Origin of the sequence: Paenibacillus macerans (assembly GCF_900454495.1) — a bacterium.
GTDB classification, from domain to species: domain Bacteria; phylum Bacillota; class Bacilli; order Paenibacillales; family Paenibacillaceae; genus Fontibacillus; species Fontibacillus macerans.
In genome coordinates this window covers 513,280-528,060 of sequence record NZ_UGSI01000002.1, presented here as the reverse complement: position 1 = coordinate 528,060, position 14,781 = coordinate 513,280, and the positions used below count along the sequence as shown (strand labels likewise).

Below are 14,781 nucleotides of genomic sequence, written 5' to 3'. Positions count from 1 at the left end.
GTCACTCCTTTTTTTGTGGTTACGCTTATTTCAAAACTTGTCGTAGCTGACAAACTCTCCAACCGGTTTGCGGTAACCGCGCGGGCGAAAGCTGGAAGTATCCTCCTTGCCGATCGCGATGAGCATGGCCGGGACGTAATTGTCCGGGACCTGCAGCAGCTTGCGCATTTCGTCCGGGTTAAAGCCGATCATCGGGCATGTGTCCCAGCCCTTGTCTTTGGCGATCAGCATAAACTGCATGGCCGACAGGCTGGCGCTGCGGATCGCTTCATCCCGCATAAATTGCTCGCCCCGGCTCTCATAGAAACCGATCGTGGACGAGACGAGCTGATCGTATTCCTGCTTGCTGAGCACTCCCAGGTTAAGCAGCCCTTCGTTCATCGCCGCGGCGTCCTTGTGGGCGTCGAGTTTGCCCAGCACCAGGATCACCGCCGACGCGGTCCGGACTTTGTATTGTTTTTCCGCCGCTTCGTATACTTTCTCCTTCAGATCGGGGTCTTTCACCACCACATAATGGGCATGCTGCAGATTAAACGCTGACGGGGCGTATTTAACGAGGTTGAACATCTCGTCCAATTCCTTGTTATCCATTTCCACCCCCGGGATAAATTTATTCGCCGAGCGGCGGGATTTAAGTATTGATGTAAAATCATGATCAGCCATACTTGCTCCTCCTTCACCTTGGAAATGTCAAATGCGTACATTTAAAGAATCTCTATATTAAGATATTGGAAAGGCAGCAGGCCGGGGTCATCCAAAAGACGCCCCAAAATCCCATCCAACGAACCTATCCAACGATTCAGCGATCCTCCCCAATAAACCAATCGCTTCACCTTTGCCATCAAACCCATCGATCGATTCTCGCCTACTTAAAGCCCTCTTCCTTATAGCTCTCTTCAGCATGCTTGCCCAGCTTTTTCAACAGTTTAGCGGCCGTTTGCATTTCCTCCGGCGACAGCCCGCCCAGCACCTCTTCAATCAGTTTCGTATGCCGGGGGAACACTTCTTCAATAAATTGCTTGCCGCGCTCGGTAATTTCCGCATACACCAGACGCCGGTCTTCCTTGCAGGTTTTGCGGGCCACAAACCCTTTCTTCTCCAGCTTGTCGACCGTATACGTAATGTTGCCGCTGCTCATCAGCACTTTGTTGCCGATCTGCTGGGTCGGCTGGCGCCCCTTGTGGTACAGCAGCTCCAGCACGCCGAATTCGGTGCGGGTCAACCCGTACTCGCGGATCGATTTGTCGCTGTGCGCATGTACCCATTGGCTTGCCCGGGACAATACGACCAACAGGTGCAGCGCCTCGTTTTGCACTCTATCCACGCCGGTTCACCTCCAAACATTTGTTCATGCAGATACATTTTCTTAATTGATACGCGATTTTCATAAGTTTTTAAGACTCTTAAATCTATTTGTCTTAATATTAAGATATTATCTCGGCGATGTCAAGCCTTTCTGTTTAAAAGAAGCTGAAGCATTACCGCGAAATGCAAAAGTGCAGTTGAAATGAGCCCGAATTCCGGTTATTTGAGCGGTGAGATGCAAAAGTGCAGTTGAAAATGGGACTTAGAGACAAGTTTGCTCAAAAGGGTGAGAATGGCCTGCACTTTTGCAATTCGCCGGTTAGTTTCGAGAGGTTTTGACAAAATTCGCATGCACTTTTGCGCTTGATCCAACTGTCCTGTCACGTTCTATCATGTTCTGTCACGTCCTGTCCCCTGCCCTGCTATCTCCAAAGGAGTCCAGCAGCAATACTCATCACTGCTTGCCGCCGGACGCCTTGGGATGCACATGCAGCAATACATTGGCGGCGAACAGAACGACGCCGAGCACAACCAACATTCCGCCGATCGCCGCCAGAGGCTCAAATTGCTCCGAGCCCAGCTCCAGAAAGGCGAGGCTGATCATCATGATCGGCAGGCCGAGCGAATAAGTCCAAAATTGGATTTTGCTAAGCAAGCTTTCTCCAGCCTCCGGAAACAGCACATAAATCAGCCCCGCCAGCGCAAACGAAGCCCACCCCAGCAAATTGACATGCGCATGCACGCTCTCCAGTTCATGCGCATGCCCCATCGACATATACATGCCCAACAGTACCCCGGCGACAAAATAAATGACGGAAATTCTAATATACGCGATCCCCACGGCCATGCCTCCCGCTTGGTCAATTTTTTGCTTGTTCAAAAATATGTCCCAATCGGCAGGAATATTCGTGAAGATGACCGTTACTTCCCGGCGAGGACGATGCCGTAATCTTTGGCCAAATAATCGTGAATCCGCTCAAAATCGGCCGGCGTCAGCTGATTCAATCGCTTATGCTTCTGTTTCCATTCATGCCCGAGAATGATGCCGATCGTTTCCCCGGCCAAACCGGTGGTCGGAATGACTCTGGCGCTGCCGTAGGCTTTAATCTTGGCCCCGATGTTTTTCCCGGCCACCAGCACGTTGTCGTAAGACTTCAATTCAAAAGAGCGCAGCGGGATCCCGTACCGGTCCGGTTTGCCGTAGCCGATCCCCTTGGCAATGGCACGGGTGCCCTGCAAATCGATCGGATATCCGCCGACGCTAACATTATCCCAAAACATCCGGCTCGACTGCAAATCCGGGTAATCCAGCACGTATTCCGTTTCATAGCGGTCGAAGTCGCGGATGTACAAATATTCCGGATACCCGTTTAACTCGGCTTTATCGAAACCGGGAATATGCTTGCGCAAATATTTGACGATATCAGGCGCTTCCGCTTTGGCCCGGCTGACGGCCGACGTTACCGATTTGGGATCCGCCGGGTTCACGTCGTAAATCAGCAGGCTGTTGATGATCACCTCGCCGTCTTTTTGATATGTCGCATTAAGTCCCCGGAGCACGAGATGCGAGTCGCGCGGCTTATATTTAAACGTCAGATTGCTGAACCCCGTGGCGAAATGCCAATCCACATAAGTGTTGGGACCGTATTTCTCCTGGACGTTCGAAAGCGGATAATCCTCCAACACGGCTTGATGCAGCTTGTTCCAATTGACGTTTTTGACCGGAATCATGTAGGTGGCCGCCATATAATCCGGCTTCTTGCCGCCATAGATGCTCTCCATGCCGGGAATCCGCTTATTTCCAAGCTTGCTGGTCAGGACGGCGAAATCGGTGTTTTCCACAAAATAACCGGCTTCAACCGTATACCTTTTTCCATCTCTCGCCCGGTACGTCAGCGATTTGAGCGATTTCCCCTTGCCTTGGGGGACGATGCCCACCCCTTCGATCGCGATGCCGCTGCGCAGCGGGATGCCCTGGATCAACCGGCCGTAAAACCGTTCAAAGGCAGGCAGCTTGCGGATCTTTCCGGCTTTGTATCCGTCATACAGCGGCTTCAGTTCACCCTGCACCAAGCTGCGCTTGCGGTTGTCGTTCGGCTCGTCCAGCACCAGCATCTGCCCCTGGATCAATTCGCCGCCCGGTTTGCCGCGCGGATCCAGAATGAGCACGCTTAATCCCGAATCATGGGCCGCCTTGGCCAGCAAAACCCCTTCGATTTCGCTGCCGATCAGGACGACGTCATAACGGCTGCAGCCCTGCCCGCATTTCGGAGTTTCGGTTTGTGCGGAAGCCGTGAAAGCCCCCGTCAAAGGGGCTGTCCCCTGCAGAATAATGACAGCGATCAACATGGCCATAACGATTCGTATGTACTTTGGCAATCTTATTTTCATCAATCGACAATTCTCCCCTCGCCTATATGCTGCTATTTTATCGCTTCGGAAAATAGATATCCAGACGACATCTCTTGAAAGCGCATCAAGCTGCGTAAAAAAGCCTCCAAATACCGCCGTTAAGCGGTTTTGGAGGCTTTTTTCGCGCAAACGGTTACAGAAAAAAGTGCTTGATCTTCATCCGCCGACCCCTAATAATAGGAAACTGGACTTAAGCGAATCCATTCGAAGACTTGTACTTCAGAAAGGTTGTACAGCATGAATACATCTCCGGCAATACATAAACAAGCCACCACCGCAAAAGAACCGTTTCCCGTCGCGCTCCTTTCCCTGACCGTCGGCTCGTTTGCCATCGGCATGACCGAATTTGTCATTATGGGGCTGCTGCCGAATGTGGCGAATGACCTCGATGTCAGCATCTCCACCGCCGGGCAGTTGATTACCGCTTACGCTATGGGCGTGGCGATCGGCGCACCGATTTTGACGCTGCTGACCCAGCGGATTCCGCAAAAAGGCCTGCTCTGCCTGCTGATGCTTCTCTTCATCCTAGGCAACGGCATTTCCGTCGTGGCGCCCAACTATGAGGTGCTTATGGCCGCTCGGATTCTGACCGCCTTAACGCACGGCACCTTCTTCGGCGTTGGCGCCGTTATCGCCGCCAGCCTCGTCCGGCCGGAGAAACGCGCCGGTGCGGTATCGATCATGATGGCCGGGCTGACCATCTCGAACATCGTCGGGGTTCCGCTCGGCACGTTTGTCGGCCAGCAGCTCGGCTGGCGCGCTTCCTTCGGCGCCATTGCCCTGATGGGCTTGATCGCCCTCGGCGGCATCCTCCGCTTCATTCCGCGCCTCCGCCAGGAGGAGCCGAGCGGCGTGGGCCGGCAGATCCGCGCGCTGCTCCGCCCCAAGCTGCTGCTGTTTCTGCTGATCGCGGCGCTGGGAAATACGAGCTTGTTCGCCGTTTTCACCTATATCGCACCTCTGCTTCAGGACATCACCGGCTTTGCCGAGCATAACGTGACCTGGATTCTCGTTATTTTCGGCTGCGGCGTCACGCTCGGCAACATGATCGGCGGCAAGCTCGCCGACTGGAAGCTGATGCTGTCCTTGCTTGGTCTGTTTTTGGCCGTAGCGGTCATTTTGGGCATTTTCACCTTCACCGTTCACAGCCCTGCTTTGGCCGTCATTACGATTTTCCTATGGGGCATGGCCTCGTTCGGCGTTATGCCGGGGATGCAGGTGCGGATCATGAACCTGGCCAAAGCGGCTCCGGCGCTGGCCTCCACCTCCAGCCACGCGGCCGGCAACTTCGGCAACGCGATGGGCGCCTTCATCGGCGGCCTGGTCATTACCCATATCGGCCTGACGTCGCTGCCTTGGGTCGGCTCGCTGATCGTGGTCCTCGCGCTGGTGATCGGCGCCGTCAGCTACGCGCAGGAGCGGAAGCAAGGAACGGAATGACCGCGGCCTGCGTCAGCGCCTAAATCAAGGCCCATACACCGCCAAATCCGCATATTCCGCGATCAGCGGGGCCATCTGGCGGAAGCCGATTTTGCCGCCGGCCAGCAGCGGACCGTAAGAAAGCCCGTCATCCAGCCACGAAAACATGATCATTTCATTGATCGCAAACGTGATGGACGGGCCTTTTTTGACGATCAGCATCCGGTAGCTATCGGCGGCGTCGGCAACACCGGGCAGCGGGTCGGCGCCCTGCGCGACCAGATGGAAGCCGTAGCTTTTGCGCAAATTGCAGGTATGAAAGCTGCGCTCCTCGGCCCACATGCGGCGAAAATAAGAAACATGAAAGGCATCCATCGCCCCATGGTGGTACTGGTCGTATTCGCCTGTGCGCGGCGGCAGCGCCGGATCGAACAAATCCCTTCCCTCCGACCCCCTAGCGCTAAAAAACAAAATCGCGAGCCCTGGCTCCCGGATCGGCCGGAACCGCCAGGACACCGCCATATCCGCGGGAAACTCCTCCGGGCACCAGTACACCAGGTTGGCTTTTTGCCCCTCCTCCGCACTCCGCTTGCTCTCCAGGCGCAGCCGTCCAAGGGGAAAAGTCGCGGCCCCGTCCCCTTCCATCCTAAATCCCGCCGTATCCTGCGAAGACTGCAGCGGATTGCTGTACAATAAACGCCAACCTTCGGGGATGAACGGGCCGCTCTCCATCATAGGAGGATCAACATTCGCCAAAACCGGCAACCTCCCTTCCGCCCAGCAGCTGAAGGGCCTCAATCCCCGCCAGCAGCACGATGCCGATTCCGTGAGTATCGTTCAACCGCCACGTTAATTCATCCTTGTAGTAGTATTTGTTAAAAGAATACCCGGACCCGCGGCATACACCGTAGACGTTGCCGTCCTTGTCGATGCAGCTCTCGGTCAACCCCCGCCAGCCCCGCAGGGCCGACTCCAGGTAGGCTTCCGTCTCCTCCAGCCAGCCGCGGCGGACGCCCCGGGCAAACGCGTAAATGAACATCGAGGTGCAGGACGCCTCCTCATACGAGTCCGGCTCGGTCAGCACTTGATGCCAGAGCCCGTTTTTACCTTGCAGCCGCAAATATCCTTGGCAAAGCTCCCGATAGAACGCCAGCAGTTCGGGGTGAAGCGCATGCCGCTCGGGCATGGCCGACAGCAGTTCCGCCAGCGAAAAAACGACCCAGCCGTTCCCTCTTCCCCAAGCCACCCCGTTCGGCCGGCCAAACTTCATATCGTAGACATGGTGCATAATTTGGAGTTCGGGCATAAACAGCCTTTCCTTGTAGCGCAAAAATTGTGCGGCCGCATCCTCCAGGCAGGCTTCTTCTCCCGTCAATTCGTAATACTTACTTAAAAATGGCGTGCTCATGTACAGATCGTCGCACCAAAGGGTGTCTTTCATAAAGTCGGTCGTCCCCCGGGCCCGGTACAGCGTCCCGTCCGACAGGCGATCCTGCACATGACTAATGTAACGGGCAATATGCGCCGCTGCCTCGGCGGCTCCCCGGATCGGACGCAGCTTGTTCGCCTCCAGCATCGCGGCGCCAAACGAACCGCAATCGTCCAGCGAATCGATCATCGCCAGCTGGTGGTTGATGCCGGGAGCACCGTAGCGGTCCCGGTCCCAAAGCGCGTACTCGTGCAGTTTACTGCACTGTTCGATATGCTCGGCCGCGTATTGGGTAAAATGCGGGAACTTCAGGACGCGCCCCGTTTTCAGCAGACCGTAAAGCGTCACCCCGAGCGGATAATTCCATCGGCCGTACAACGGGCTTTCCGTAAAAGGCCTAATCCAGCAATCCGGCCGGTCAATCCGCCAAAACGTTGCTTCTTCCCCGCGGCCCAGCAAGGTATCCATAACGGTCGCCGCGGCCGCCTGCGGGGCGTTTTCCCCGGAAAAAGGACCGGCATACAGCCAGGTTTCCGTCATCCCTTCCACCGGATAGGGCCTCAGCAGACGGACGCGATTCCGGCGTGCAAAAGCCGGCGTTGCCTTCGGGGCCCGCCGATACTCGGTAGCTTGGGCCGTGGCGATTGCGCCTGCGCCCTCCCCGGAGGCCTCCCCCGTATCGCCCTGCTCCAGTTCCCGCACCTCGTCTATCCCGAACCCCCAGTTGCCGCCTCCTTCGCAAACCGATTCCACCACCAGGTCATGTATACCGTAATCGACGCCGCGCAAAACGATCCCGAAGCGGCCCCGTTCCTCCATGCCGCGGAAAACCGGGCGGCCGTCGATATACACGGTTGCGGCGCCCTCATAATGGCCGGCGATCCGCACGTCCGCCGCCGGAAACTTTCGCGTCTCCAGCTTGCACCATGCAAACACTTTGTCGCCGGGCTTTGCTTCCGAACCAAACAGGCGGGCGAAGCAGCCCGCTTCCAGCTCCTGCGGCGACCATCGGTCCTGCGGATGCCACGCGCCATAGATACAGCCCTGGTTCATGCCAACAAGGTTCTGGCAGTTTTCGTGATTCTTGGCGTTCTCAGCGTTCCCAACGTTCTCAGCGTCCTCTCGCTTCCCGCTGCCGCGGCTACCGCCCCACCTTTCGCCTTCAACCGCTCCCGGCAGCCGATCCCAACGGTTCGCTTGCGGCCCGCTGTACACCCACCCTTCGCAACCGCGCCCCTCCGGCGTCGGATTCAAAAAATGCAAGGGCGCTCCTTTCACGCTGCCTGTACCGAACACGCCGCCGCAGCCGGTGCCGGCCGCCGTGAATTCCAGCACGATGTCGTTCCGCCCTTTCCCCGTCTTTGCGCGGAAGAAGGCTTTCCGGTCGGGAAACACGTCATCATTTAAATTTGATTGAAAGGCAAGCGCGCCGTTGACATAAACTTTGACCGGGCTGTAACAGCTGACGGAAAAGGGCGTCTCCCCTTCCTGCTCGCACCACAGCATGCCCCACACGTATACAAATTGTCCAGGCGTCAAATCGGGCCATCGCCGGGCCAAATCCATATCGTAACGGCAGTCCGCCAACCGCTTGAACCCGCGCCGCGAGTGCACACGGTACACCGGGAGCTGCGGCGGGTTCGCTCCAACAAACCTGCCGGCCACGGCGGACAGCACCGGCTCCACCCGGCCCGCCGCAACCCGCGCTATCGCATCATACTCATGAAAATAAGGCGGCACCAATGCCTCACCCCTTTCTCCAATCGACTTCTCCTCCCGGGTACAAGGTGGAATTGTAAAGCCGTTTCGGTTGCGGCAGCGGGCCAGGCGGCCGTGAGCCTTGAACAAGGCTTCCCCCCGAGGGGGAATCAAAGCTTTCAAAACCGGCGGCAAAAGCCCCGCTTAACTCCAGCGGTTCGCTCGCAAACAAAACGGCCAGTTCATCGTCATAAATGATCACCTGCTCCGTACCCCGCCCCAGCAAATCGCCATGCACCGCATACCCCTCATGGCCAAATTGGGCGACGATCCGCTGTTCCCCGTCATAAAGGGCCGGGAATACGCCTCCGCCGCGGCGGTACGCCAAAATATAGTCCGGTGCCCCCGGATGCCAGCCGCTTAACGTTTCGGCGATCGTCAGCCAGCCGCTGGTTTGCCGCTCCTCTTTCCATAATTCCCGGCCTTCGCCGTCCAGCATAAACAAGGCGTCCTTGCCTTTTAAGCCTTTGCCGTCGTCCTCCCGGACCATACGGTCCAAACCGGCAACCTGCAGGCCGGGCAGGTCGCTTCTGAACTTGCCAAGCGCGATGTGCTGCGACTCGATCGAGCCATCGTACCGCCACAGCTCTTTGCCGTCCCGGCTGTACATCACCGTCACGCTGCCGCCGATCACCAGCTCGGGAGCCCCGTCGCCGTTCACGTCCCCGACCCAGATGCAGTCCGCGTGATCCTCCAAATCCCGGCAGCTCCACAACACATGGCCTTGGTGATCCAGCAAATCGTACCCCGCCATCACCTCATCGTATCCATCCCCGTTCAAGTCGCAAGCCCAAGGGTAATGCCCCGTGTTCCCCTCATGCGTCCACAGCAGCTCAAAATCGTGGTTCAGCGCCCATATGCGCCGGTAACGGTCTTTCAAAATAATATCGGAAGCCCGCTCCCCGCCGCTTAAATTGGCGATAACGATACAGTCATGCGCTTCCGGGTCCGGCAAATCGCAAACCTTTTTTACCGAACCGTCCTCTCCGGCCAGCATATAAAATCGCCCATTTATCACGCTCAGCACTTCCAGCTTGCCGTCCCCATCCAAATCATAAATTTGAGCCGGATAATCCGAACCCTGACTGCCCGCCCCGGGATCGGGTTTGCCGTGCTGCCACAGCAGCCTCCCGTCCAGGTCAAACGCCGTCAAGCACTGCACCTGGTGGGGGATATACCGCACATCCTGGCGATTGTCGGGCTGGACGAGCAGCAGCTCCATCCGGCCGTCGCCGTTTAAATCGCCCAGCAGCATTTTACAGCGCGGACCGGCCGCCGAGATATCGATTTCGGCTAACCGGCAAGCCTCCGGACAGGCCGCTTTCCCCTCGCCCCGTTTTTCTCCCTCCACGCGTGTACACGACGCATTATCCACCGTCCCCGCTCTCCCTGTATCCATCGCTCTCTGCTTCACAGGTTCCAGTCCCATCGTCACTCTACCTCCGCTCCACGTTAAAAACCGCTCCTGCACAAATTTCCATCATACATCTCAATCACACATTTCCATACACACTTTCATACACACTTCCATCGCAAGCTTACACTGCAAACTTACACCCAAACTTAAACCGCAAACTTAAACCGCAAACTTACACCACAAATTCTCACCACAAATCCTCATCACAAATCCTCATCACAAATTCCGGCTTAAACCCAAAACCGCACTTGACAAAACAATTAGACAGAATCCATAACATCCAGGCTGTCTGAGAAACTCCAGCGAAAAATATAAGAATAAAAAGTGTCCCTATTTCAGCAATATCACCCATTTTGAGTGGACTAGAGGTAATTTATGTCGCTATTTTCCAGAGTCTCGAGGAAATGCCCGTGTCCCGGGACATTCATAGGAAAATAAGTACAAAAAATGCTGCTAATGAGGATGAACATGCTTGGCTGCGGATAATAAGTACATTAAGTGCCGCTATTTTGAACGGTTCAGCTGTGCTGCTGACGATTGGCTGTTCAAGCAGCCGGCAGTTGGCTATTCCAGCCAGACGACGGTTCGTTGTTCCAACAGCCGGTTGCCAGTTCCGATTTCCTGGTTGAGCCCAATTTCCCGCCACACACCCCGCCTCAAACTTTCAGCACAACTCCACCCCTCCACCACCAAGCACCTCAACAAACTTTCAGCGCAGCTCCACCAGGCCACCGCCAGGCACCTCGACGCTGCCACCATCGATGCTAAGCCAAACCGGGGACGCCCCAGGATTTTGCACAAACTCCCGCCCCGCGGCAAACCGCAGCCATTTGCAGGCCTTCATATAGTCGACGATTTCGATGTTGGTCGCGTACCAAACATCCTCCCGTCCGCCGGTCGTCTCGCAAAATCGCTCGATCAGTTCCCAGTTGTTGTCGTTATCGAACTCGTAGCTGTGCCCCCACACATACATCAAATACAAATATTGCGTTTTGTGCAGCCCGATGAAGGTTTGGGCATGCTCCAACAAGCGATCCTTATGGTGGCAGGTCGCCTCCCATTCCAGCCAATCCTCCGGCAATCCGAAGCCGCCGCGGGTCGTCTTCACCGTCCGCGCGTATTCGATCCCGAGATGCGGCAGCAGCTCCTTGATCTCCCGGCTGTAAGAGCCGTTCGGGTACGACATCCCCCGCACCGTCGTCCGAAACAGCCGCTCCAGGTTGCGGCGGTCCTCCATCACCTCATCGACGATCTGCATCATCGGGCAGCGGGCCATCGTCGGATGCCACACCGTGTGCGCGGAAACTTCATGCCCCCGGTACAGCGCCACCGCCTCCTCCGCCGTCAGGCGATCCTTATCCCCGAGCAGACCGGAATTGAGGTGAAACGTCCCGCGAATCCCATGGCGGTTGAAAATGCCGACCAGCCTCTCATCCGCCCTTCGCCCGTCATCGTAGCTCATCGTCAGCGCCTTGTGCTTCCCTCCCGGAAAGCAAAAATAAATGTTCGGCATCCTCATGCCTTCATCCGCCCCCTGGCTCATTGTTCGTTATGTTGCCGCGCTAGCAGACTCATCCGTGATTTGCTCCGGCAAAAACTGATCGATCAACTCCAAGCTAATGATCGCATTAAGCGACCACTGCGAAGCCTCGTTCGTATTCATCCAGTCCACTTCCAGCACTTCTTCCGCATGCAGCGCCGGAACCTCCGCCCGGCTCAGATCGACGCGCCCGAAGTCATTGTCCAGCAAAATCGACCAGCACAACGCCGCTGTCGCCGCGTCATTGTGGTAATACGCCCCGTAAGCGGCGATCGCGACGCTCAGCACCGGGTGCTCAAACCGCAGGCGGCCGCCGCCGACCGCCCCGCCGGTGCGGACCAGCTTTTCCTCGGACGGTAAATTGTAAAACAGGCCGAACTCCGCCAGCATTTCCTCCCACTCCGGGTCCTCCAGCATCCCCGCCAGCTCGAACCATACCTGCGGACCGCCCATGCAAATCGCCAAATGCCGTCCCCAATTGTCGTCGCCCATGCCGGTCAGCACGCCGGTCCGCGGGTCGTACCCGTAGGTTGGTCCGGAAATGAGCCGAAAGTTGGCCGCTTTCAGGCAGCCTATCCCCGTGAAGATCTTGTCGCGGTAGACTTCGTCCTCATAGCGCTCCCAGCGGGTCATCCAGTTCGAGCTGAAAGCCGCCCAATCCGGCCCGACGCGGATATGCGTGGGGTGTTCGTCCTTCGGAAAATACGCCCTCATCGGATCCAGCGTTACGGTAGAATAATCGGCATCTTTCACCTCATCCATCATGTCCCCGATCCGCTCATCCGCGGTCAAATAATAGTAATACCGGTGCAGCCCGGCCATCGCGATCCGCGCCTCCTTGCAGCCGCAGCCCCAGTGGACGACGTTGTGACGCGAACCGAGTCCGGCGTATTCGCCGAAATGGTACGCGTCCACCTCGCACGTATGCCGGGTCATCGCCTCCGCCATTCTGAACACGTCTTCCCGCCCCGTGCGGAGAAACGTAAGCCACAGCCACATGTTCGGAGCGAGTTCGGTATTTTGCCAGGCGCAGCCGCCGAGATCGTAATTCCACACATGCCGGACCGGGTCATAGCTATGCATAACATCGCCGTAATCCCAAAAGCCGTACCATTTCCGCTGCTCGATCTCCCGCCGGTAAAAAGCGATGATCCCGTCAAGACGGTCCTCGAGATAAGCTTTGGCCGGCGTGCTCCGGTCGGGCAGGCTCCATATGCCGAACGCGCCCGCCGCGTAAGTATACTCCGGCCCGCAAACAAGCCGGGAAGGCGCGCCGGCCTCGCGCGCCATGCGGGCGACCGCTTCAGGCTCCGGCGTCCCCCCGGTGCACCACACCGTCAGTTCGCTCGTGTTGGCGATGCCGTAGGGCGTGGCCCGCAGCTCCTCGGCGCCCTCATACGAAGACTCCACATGCGTTTTCGTATCGTAATGCCGCAGATCCATGGCCCCCGCATCCGGCGACCAGAACCAGACGGTGAACTTCGCCTCCTCTCCGGCCATGCCGGAGATCTCCATCGCGGAAGGATGCTTTTGCCAAAAGTCTTTAAGTCCAACGGCAAGTCCGCCACCCTCGCTCCCGGCATATCCCAAACCGCCGGCCCGCCGGCCGTCCGCCGCCTTCACCCAGCTGCAGCCTGCCCCGGTCCGCTTGGCGATGCGGTAGTGCTCGGAAGAGTCCTGCACCAGCTTAAAGGCGTCCCAGGTCGCCGAGTCGTCCAGCAGGCCGAGGAAATAAGCGTCCTGCTCCGGGTCAAACGCGATCGCCCGCCCTGCCGTCTGCTCCGCAAACAGCTCGCGGTAACGCCCCTTCGTGCGGCGCGTGTGCAGCGTTTTCGGCGACTCGCTGAACAGGCCGCGTCCGCCTGTGAAACGCACATGCCGGTTGTACAGCGGCCCGCGCATCGGCAGGGCAAAGGAAATGCCCAGCCCTTTGATGAAGTCCTGATGCGGGTTGCCATCATAATGGAACGTATAGACGAAGCGGATCGACTCCAGCCTGGCATAAAAATACAACCGCAGCGTGAACGGAAGCCACTCCCTGCTCCCGCCGGACGCCGCCGCATGCCGCCCCTCCAGCTTCACCACCGCGCGGACCGGACCGGCCTGCTCCACCTTGGCCCGGTGAATGCGGCCAGCGAACGGCTCTTCACGCCGGACGCGCCCCCCGCTTACGGCGCTTTCCGCTTCCCGGAGGCAGACGAGTGTTCCTCCGCTGCACAGCTCCGCCCCGCCCCGCATGATGCTGCCGATCACCTTTTGGCCCCGCGTGCCGATCAGGCATGTGATAGCTCCCGTATCTACGCGGATTGCACCCTCCAGCTCTTCGACAGACAGCGCGCTGCCTGCCGCTAAGGCAGGGCGCTGTCCATTCGGGTTCAGCCGCACGGCTGCACAGCCCGAAGGGGGGCCTCCCGCTGCCAGTGCCGCATCCCTCATGCTTCCGCCCTTTCCGAACACCGCCGCATGGGCGGTCCATTTCACGCTTCCGTCCGGCCAGAAGGCCGTGGGCCAGCTTTGCAGGGGTACAAGCTCTTCGTCCGGGATCACGTCCGGGATCATCTCCCCCCACGCCGCATGTGCCCGGACCAGCACAGCTCCCGGGGCAACGCCCGGCACCGGCAAGCCAACCATGCTACCCGCGGTGCCGCCCGTGGCGCAGCCTGCGTTGCCCAAACTGCCCGCACATCCTCCCCCCGCAGACTCGGCAAGCCTGGAGGGCTCGGTAGATTCGGTAGACCCAGCAGACACGCCAAACCCGCCGGACACGACAGACTCGTTGGGCTCGTTGGACTCGGCAAACACGGCTGGCCTGCCAGACCCGGCAGTCTCAGTAGATCGGCTGTGCCCGCCGTACCCGGTAGACCCAGCAGACACGCCAACCCAGCCCAGCCTAAGCCCCGGCACCTCCTCCCGGGCGAGCGCGCCTTTTTTCCAGGGGACGCCCCAGGTGGTGCCGACAGGCAGTTCCGGTTCGCCCCGCTCGCTTAGCCACCGCAAATGGACCGGCCCCGCTCCAGACAAAACTCCAGGCAAAGCTCCAGACACGGAAATCATCTCCTTTTCTGGTATGTGCCCTGATTGTAGGCACAAGCCGGTTTGCCGGCAATGAGACATTTTTGCCCGCGCTTCCCCCTGGCCCCGGCCCGCCGGAGTGAGCTGAATTGCACATTTTTATTCACTTTGGACTTTGTTGCGCCCTGGAATTCCGCCGCTTTATCACTAGCGTTGTATCCTAACGGTTGCCACAACCACTATTTGTCCCAAAAACGCTGCTTTCAACTTCTAACGGTTGCCATGGCGCTTATTTAGCTAAAACCCGGCTATCTGGACTCAGATTAGAGCAGATAACCGCGCTCACAACCGTTAAAATTTAGAAAGGGGCTTTTTCGGCAAAATAGCGATTAATACAACCGTTAGATTTTGGCGTGATCTCAAATGGAATAGCGGGCAAGGTGTACCTGAGATTTCGTGTAGGCGTTTATGCAACGCCAGTGTAGAAAG

At 57.8% G+C, this 14,781-nt stretch carries 10 protein-coding genes; 1 reads left to right on the top strand and 9 read right to left on the bottom strand.

The annotated features are described in order from the left end of the window. Positions 1–30: 30 nt before the first annotated feature. From DYE26_RS25510 to DYE26_RS25495, 4 genes are all read right to left on the bottom strand, one after another. Positions 31–663 carry a nitroreductase family protein gene (locus DYE26_RS25510; protein ID WP_036619024.1) on the bottom strand — a complete coding sequence of 211 codons (633 nt, stop codon included), beginning with the start codon at positions 661–663 and terminating at the stop codon, positions 31–33. Between the two features lie 202 nt (positions 664–865). Next, a complete protein-coding gene (locus DYE26_RS25505) occupies positions 866–1,324 on the bottom strand; it encodes a MarR family winged helix-turn-helix transcriptional regulator (protein ID WP_036619021.1) in 459 nt (152 codons plus the stop codon). A 435-nt stretch (positions 1,325–1,759) separates the two neighbouring features. After that, the gene (locus DYE26_RS25500) at positions 1,760–2,152 is read right to left on the bottom strand and encodes a hypothetical protein (RefSeq protein WP_036619018.1); all 393 of its coding nucleotides are present in this window, start codon (positions 2,150–2,152) and stop codon (positions 1,760–1,762) included. Positions 2,153–2,226: 74 nt separating this feature from the next. Then, on the bottom strand, positions 2,227–3,696 hold the full coding sequence (locus DYE26_RS25495; RefSeq protein ID WP_036619014.1) for an FAD-dependent oxidoreductase: 1,470 nt from the start codon (positions 3,694–3,696) through the stop codon (positions 2,227–2,229). Between the two features lie 258 nt (positions 3,697–3,954). Here DYE26_RS25495 and DYE26_RS25490 point away from each other — a divergent pair, with 258 nt between their 5' ends. After that, complete coding sequence (locus tag DYE26_RS25490; RefSeq protein ID WP_036619011.1) at positions 3,955–5,157, top strand: MFS transporter; 1,203 nt, start codon at positions 3,955–3,957, stop codon at positions 5,155–5,157. A 24-nt stretch (positions 5,158–5,181) separates the two neighbouring features. Here the strand turns inward: DYE26_RS25490 and DYE26_RS25485 are convergent, their stop codons facing one another. The 5 genes from DYE26_RS25485 to DYE26_RS25465 all read right to left on the bottom strand — a co-directional run bounded on the left by DYE26_RS25485 (position 5,182) and on the right by DYE26_RS25465 (position 14,325). Beyond that, positions 5,182–5,868, bottom strand: coding sequence for a DUF1961 family protein (locus DYE26_RS25485; protein ID WP_051985816.1), 687 nt, complete (start codon positions 5,866–5,868; stop codon positions 5,182–5,184). A gap of 10 nt (positions 5,869–5,878) precedes the next feature. Continuing rightward, positions 5,879–8,305, bottom strand: coding sequence for a glycoside hydrolase family 88/105 protein (locus DYE26_RS25480; protein WP_036627361.1), 2,427 nt, complete (start codon positions 8,303–8,305; stop codon positions 5,879–5,881). 7 nt (positions 8,306–8,312) lie between these two features. Then, complete coding sequence (locus DYE26_RS25475) at positions 8,313–9,578, bottom strand: hypothetical protein (RefSeq protein WP_036627359.1); 1,266 nt, start codon at positions 9,576–9,578, stop codon at positions 8,313–8,315. Positions 9,579–10,449: 871 nt separating this feature from the next. Continuing rightward, a complete protein-coding gene (locus DYE26_RS25470) occupies positions 10,450–11,253 on the bottom strand; it encodes a polysaccharide deacetylase family protein (protein WP_036627356.1) in 804 nt (267 codons plus the stop codon). Positions 11,254–11,289: 36 nt separating this feature from the next. Continuing rightward, complete coding sequence (locus DYE26_RS25465) at positions 11,290–14,325, bottom strand: exo-rhamnogalacturonan lyase family protein (RefSeq protein WP_326067802.1); 3,036 nt, start codon at positions 14,323–14,325, stop codon at positions 11,290–11,292. Between the last annotated feature and the right edge of the window lie 456 nt (positions 14,326–14,781).

Coding starts and splice junctions, on each gene's coding strand:
- DYE26_RS25510 (WP_036619024.1), bottom strand. CDS start 663: ATGGCTGATCATGATTTTACATCAATACTTAAATCCCGCCGCTCGGCG.
- DYE26_RS25500 (WP_036619018.1), bottom strand. CDS start 2,152: ATGGCCGTGGGGATCGCGTATATTAGAATTTCCGTCATTTATTTTGTC.
- DYE26_RS25470 (WP_036627356.1), bottom strand. CDS start 11,253: ATGCCGAACATTTATTTTTGCTTTCCGGGAGGGAAGCACAAGGCGCTG.
- DYE26_RS25495 (WP_036619014.1), bottom strand. CDS start 3,696: ATGAAAATAAGATTGCCAAAGTACATACGAATCGTTATGGCCATGTTG.
- DYE26_RS25490 (WP_036619011.1), top strand. CDS start 3,955: ATGAATACATCTCCGGCAATACATAAACAAGCCACCACCGCAAAAGAA.
- DYE26_RS25485 (WP_051985816.1), bottom strand. CDS start 5,868: ATGGAGAGCGGCCCGTTCATCCCCGAAGGTTGGCGTTTATTGTACAGC.
- DYE26_RS25475 (WP_036627359.1), bottom strand. CDS start 9,578: ATGCTGCTGGGCGATTTAAACGGCGACGGCCGGATGGAGCTGCTGCTC.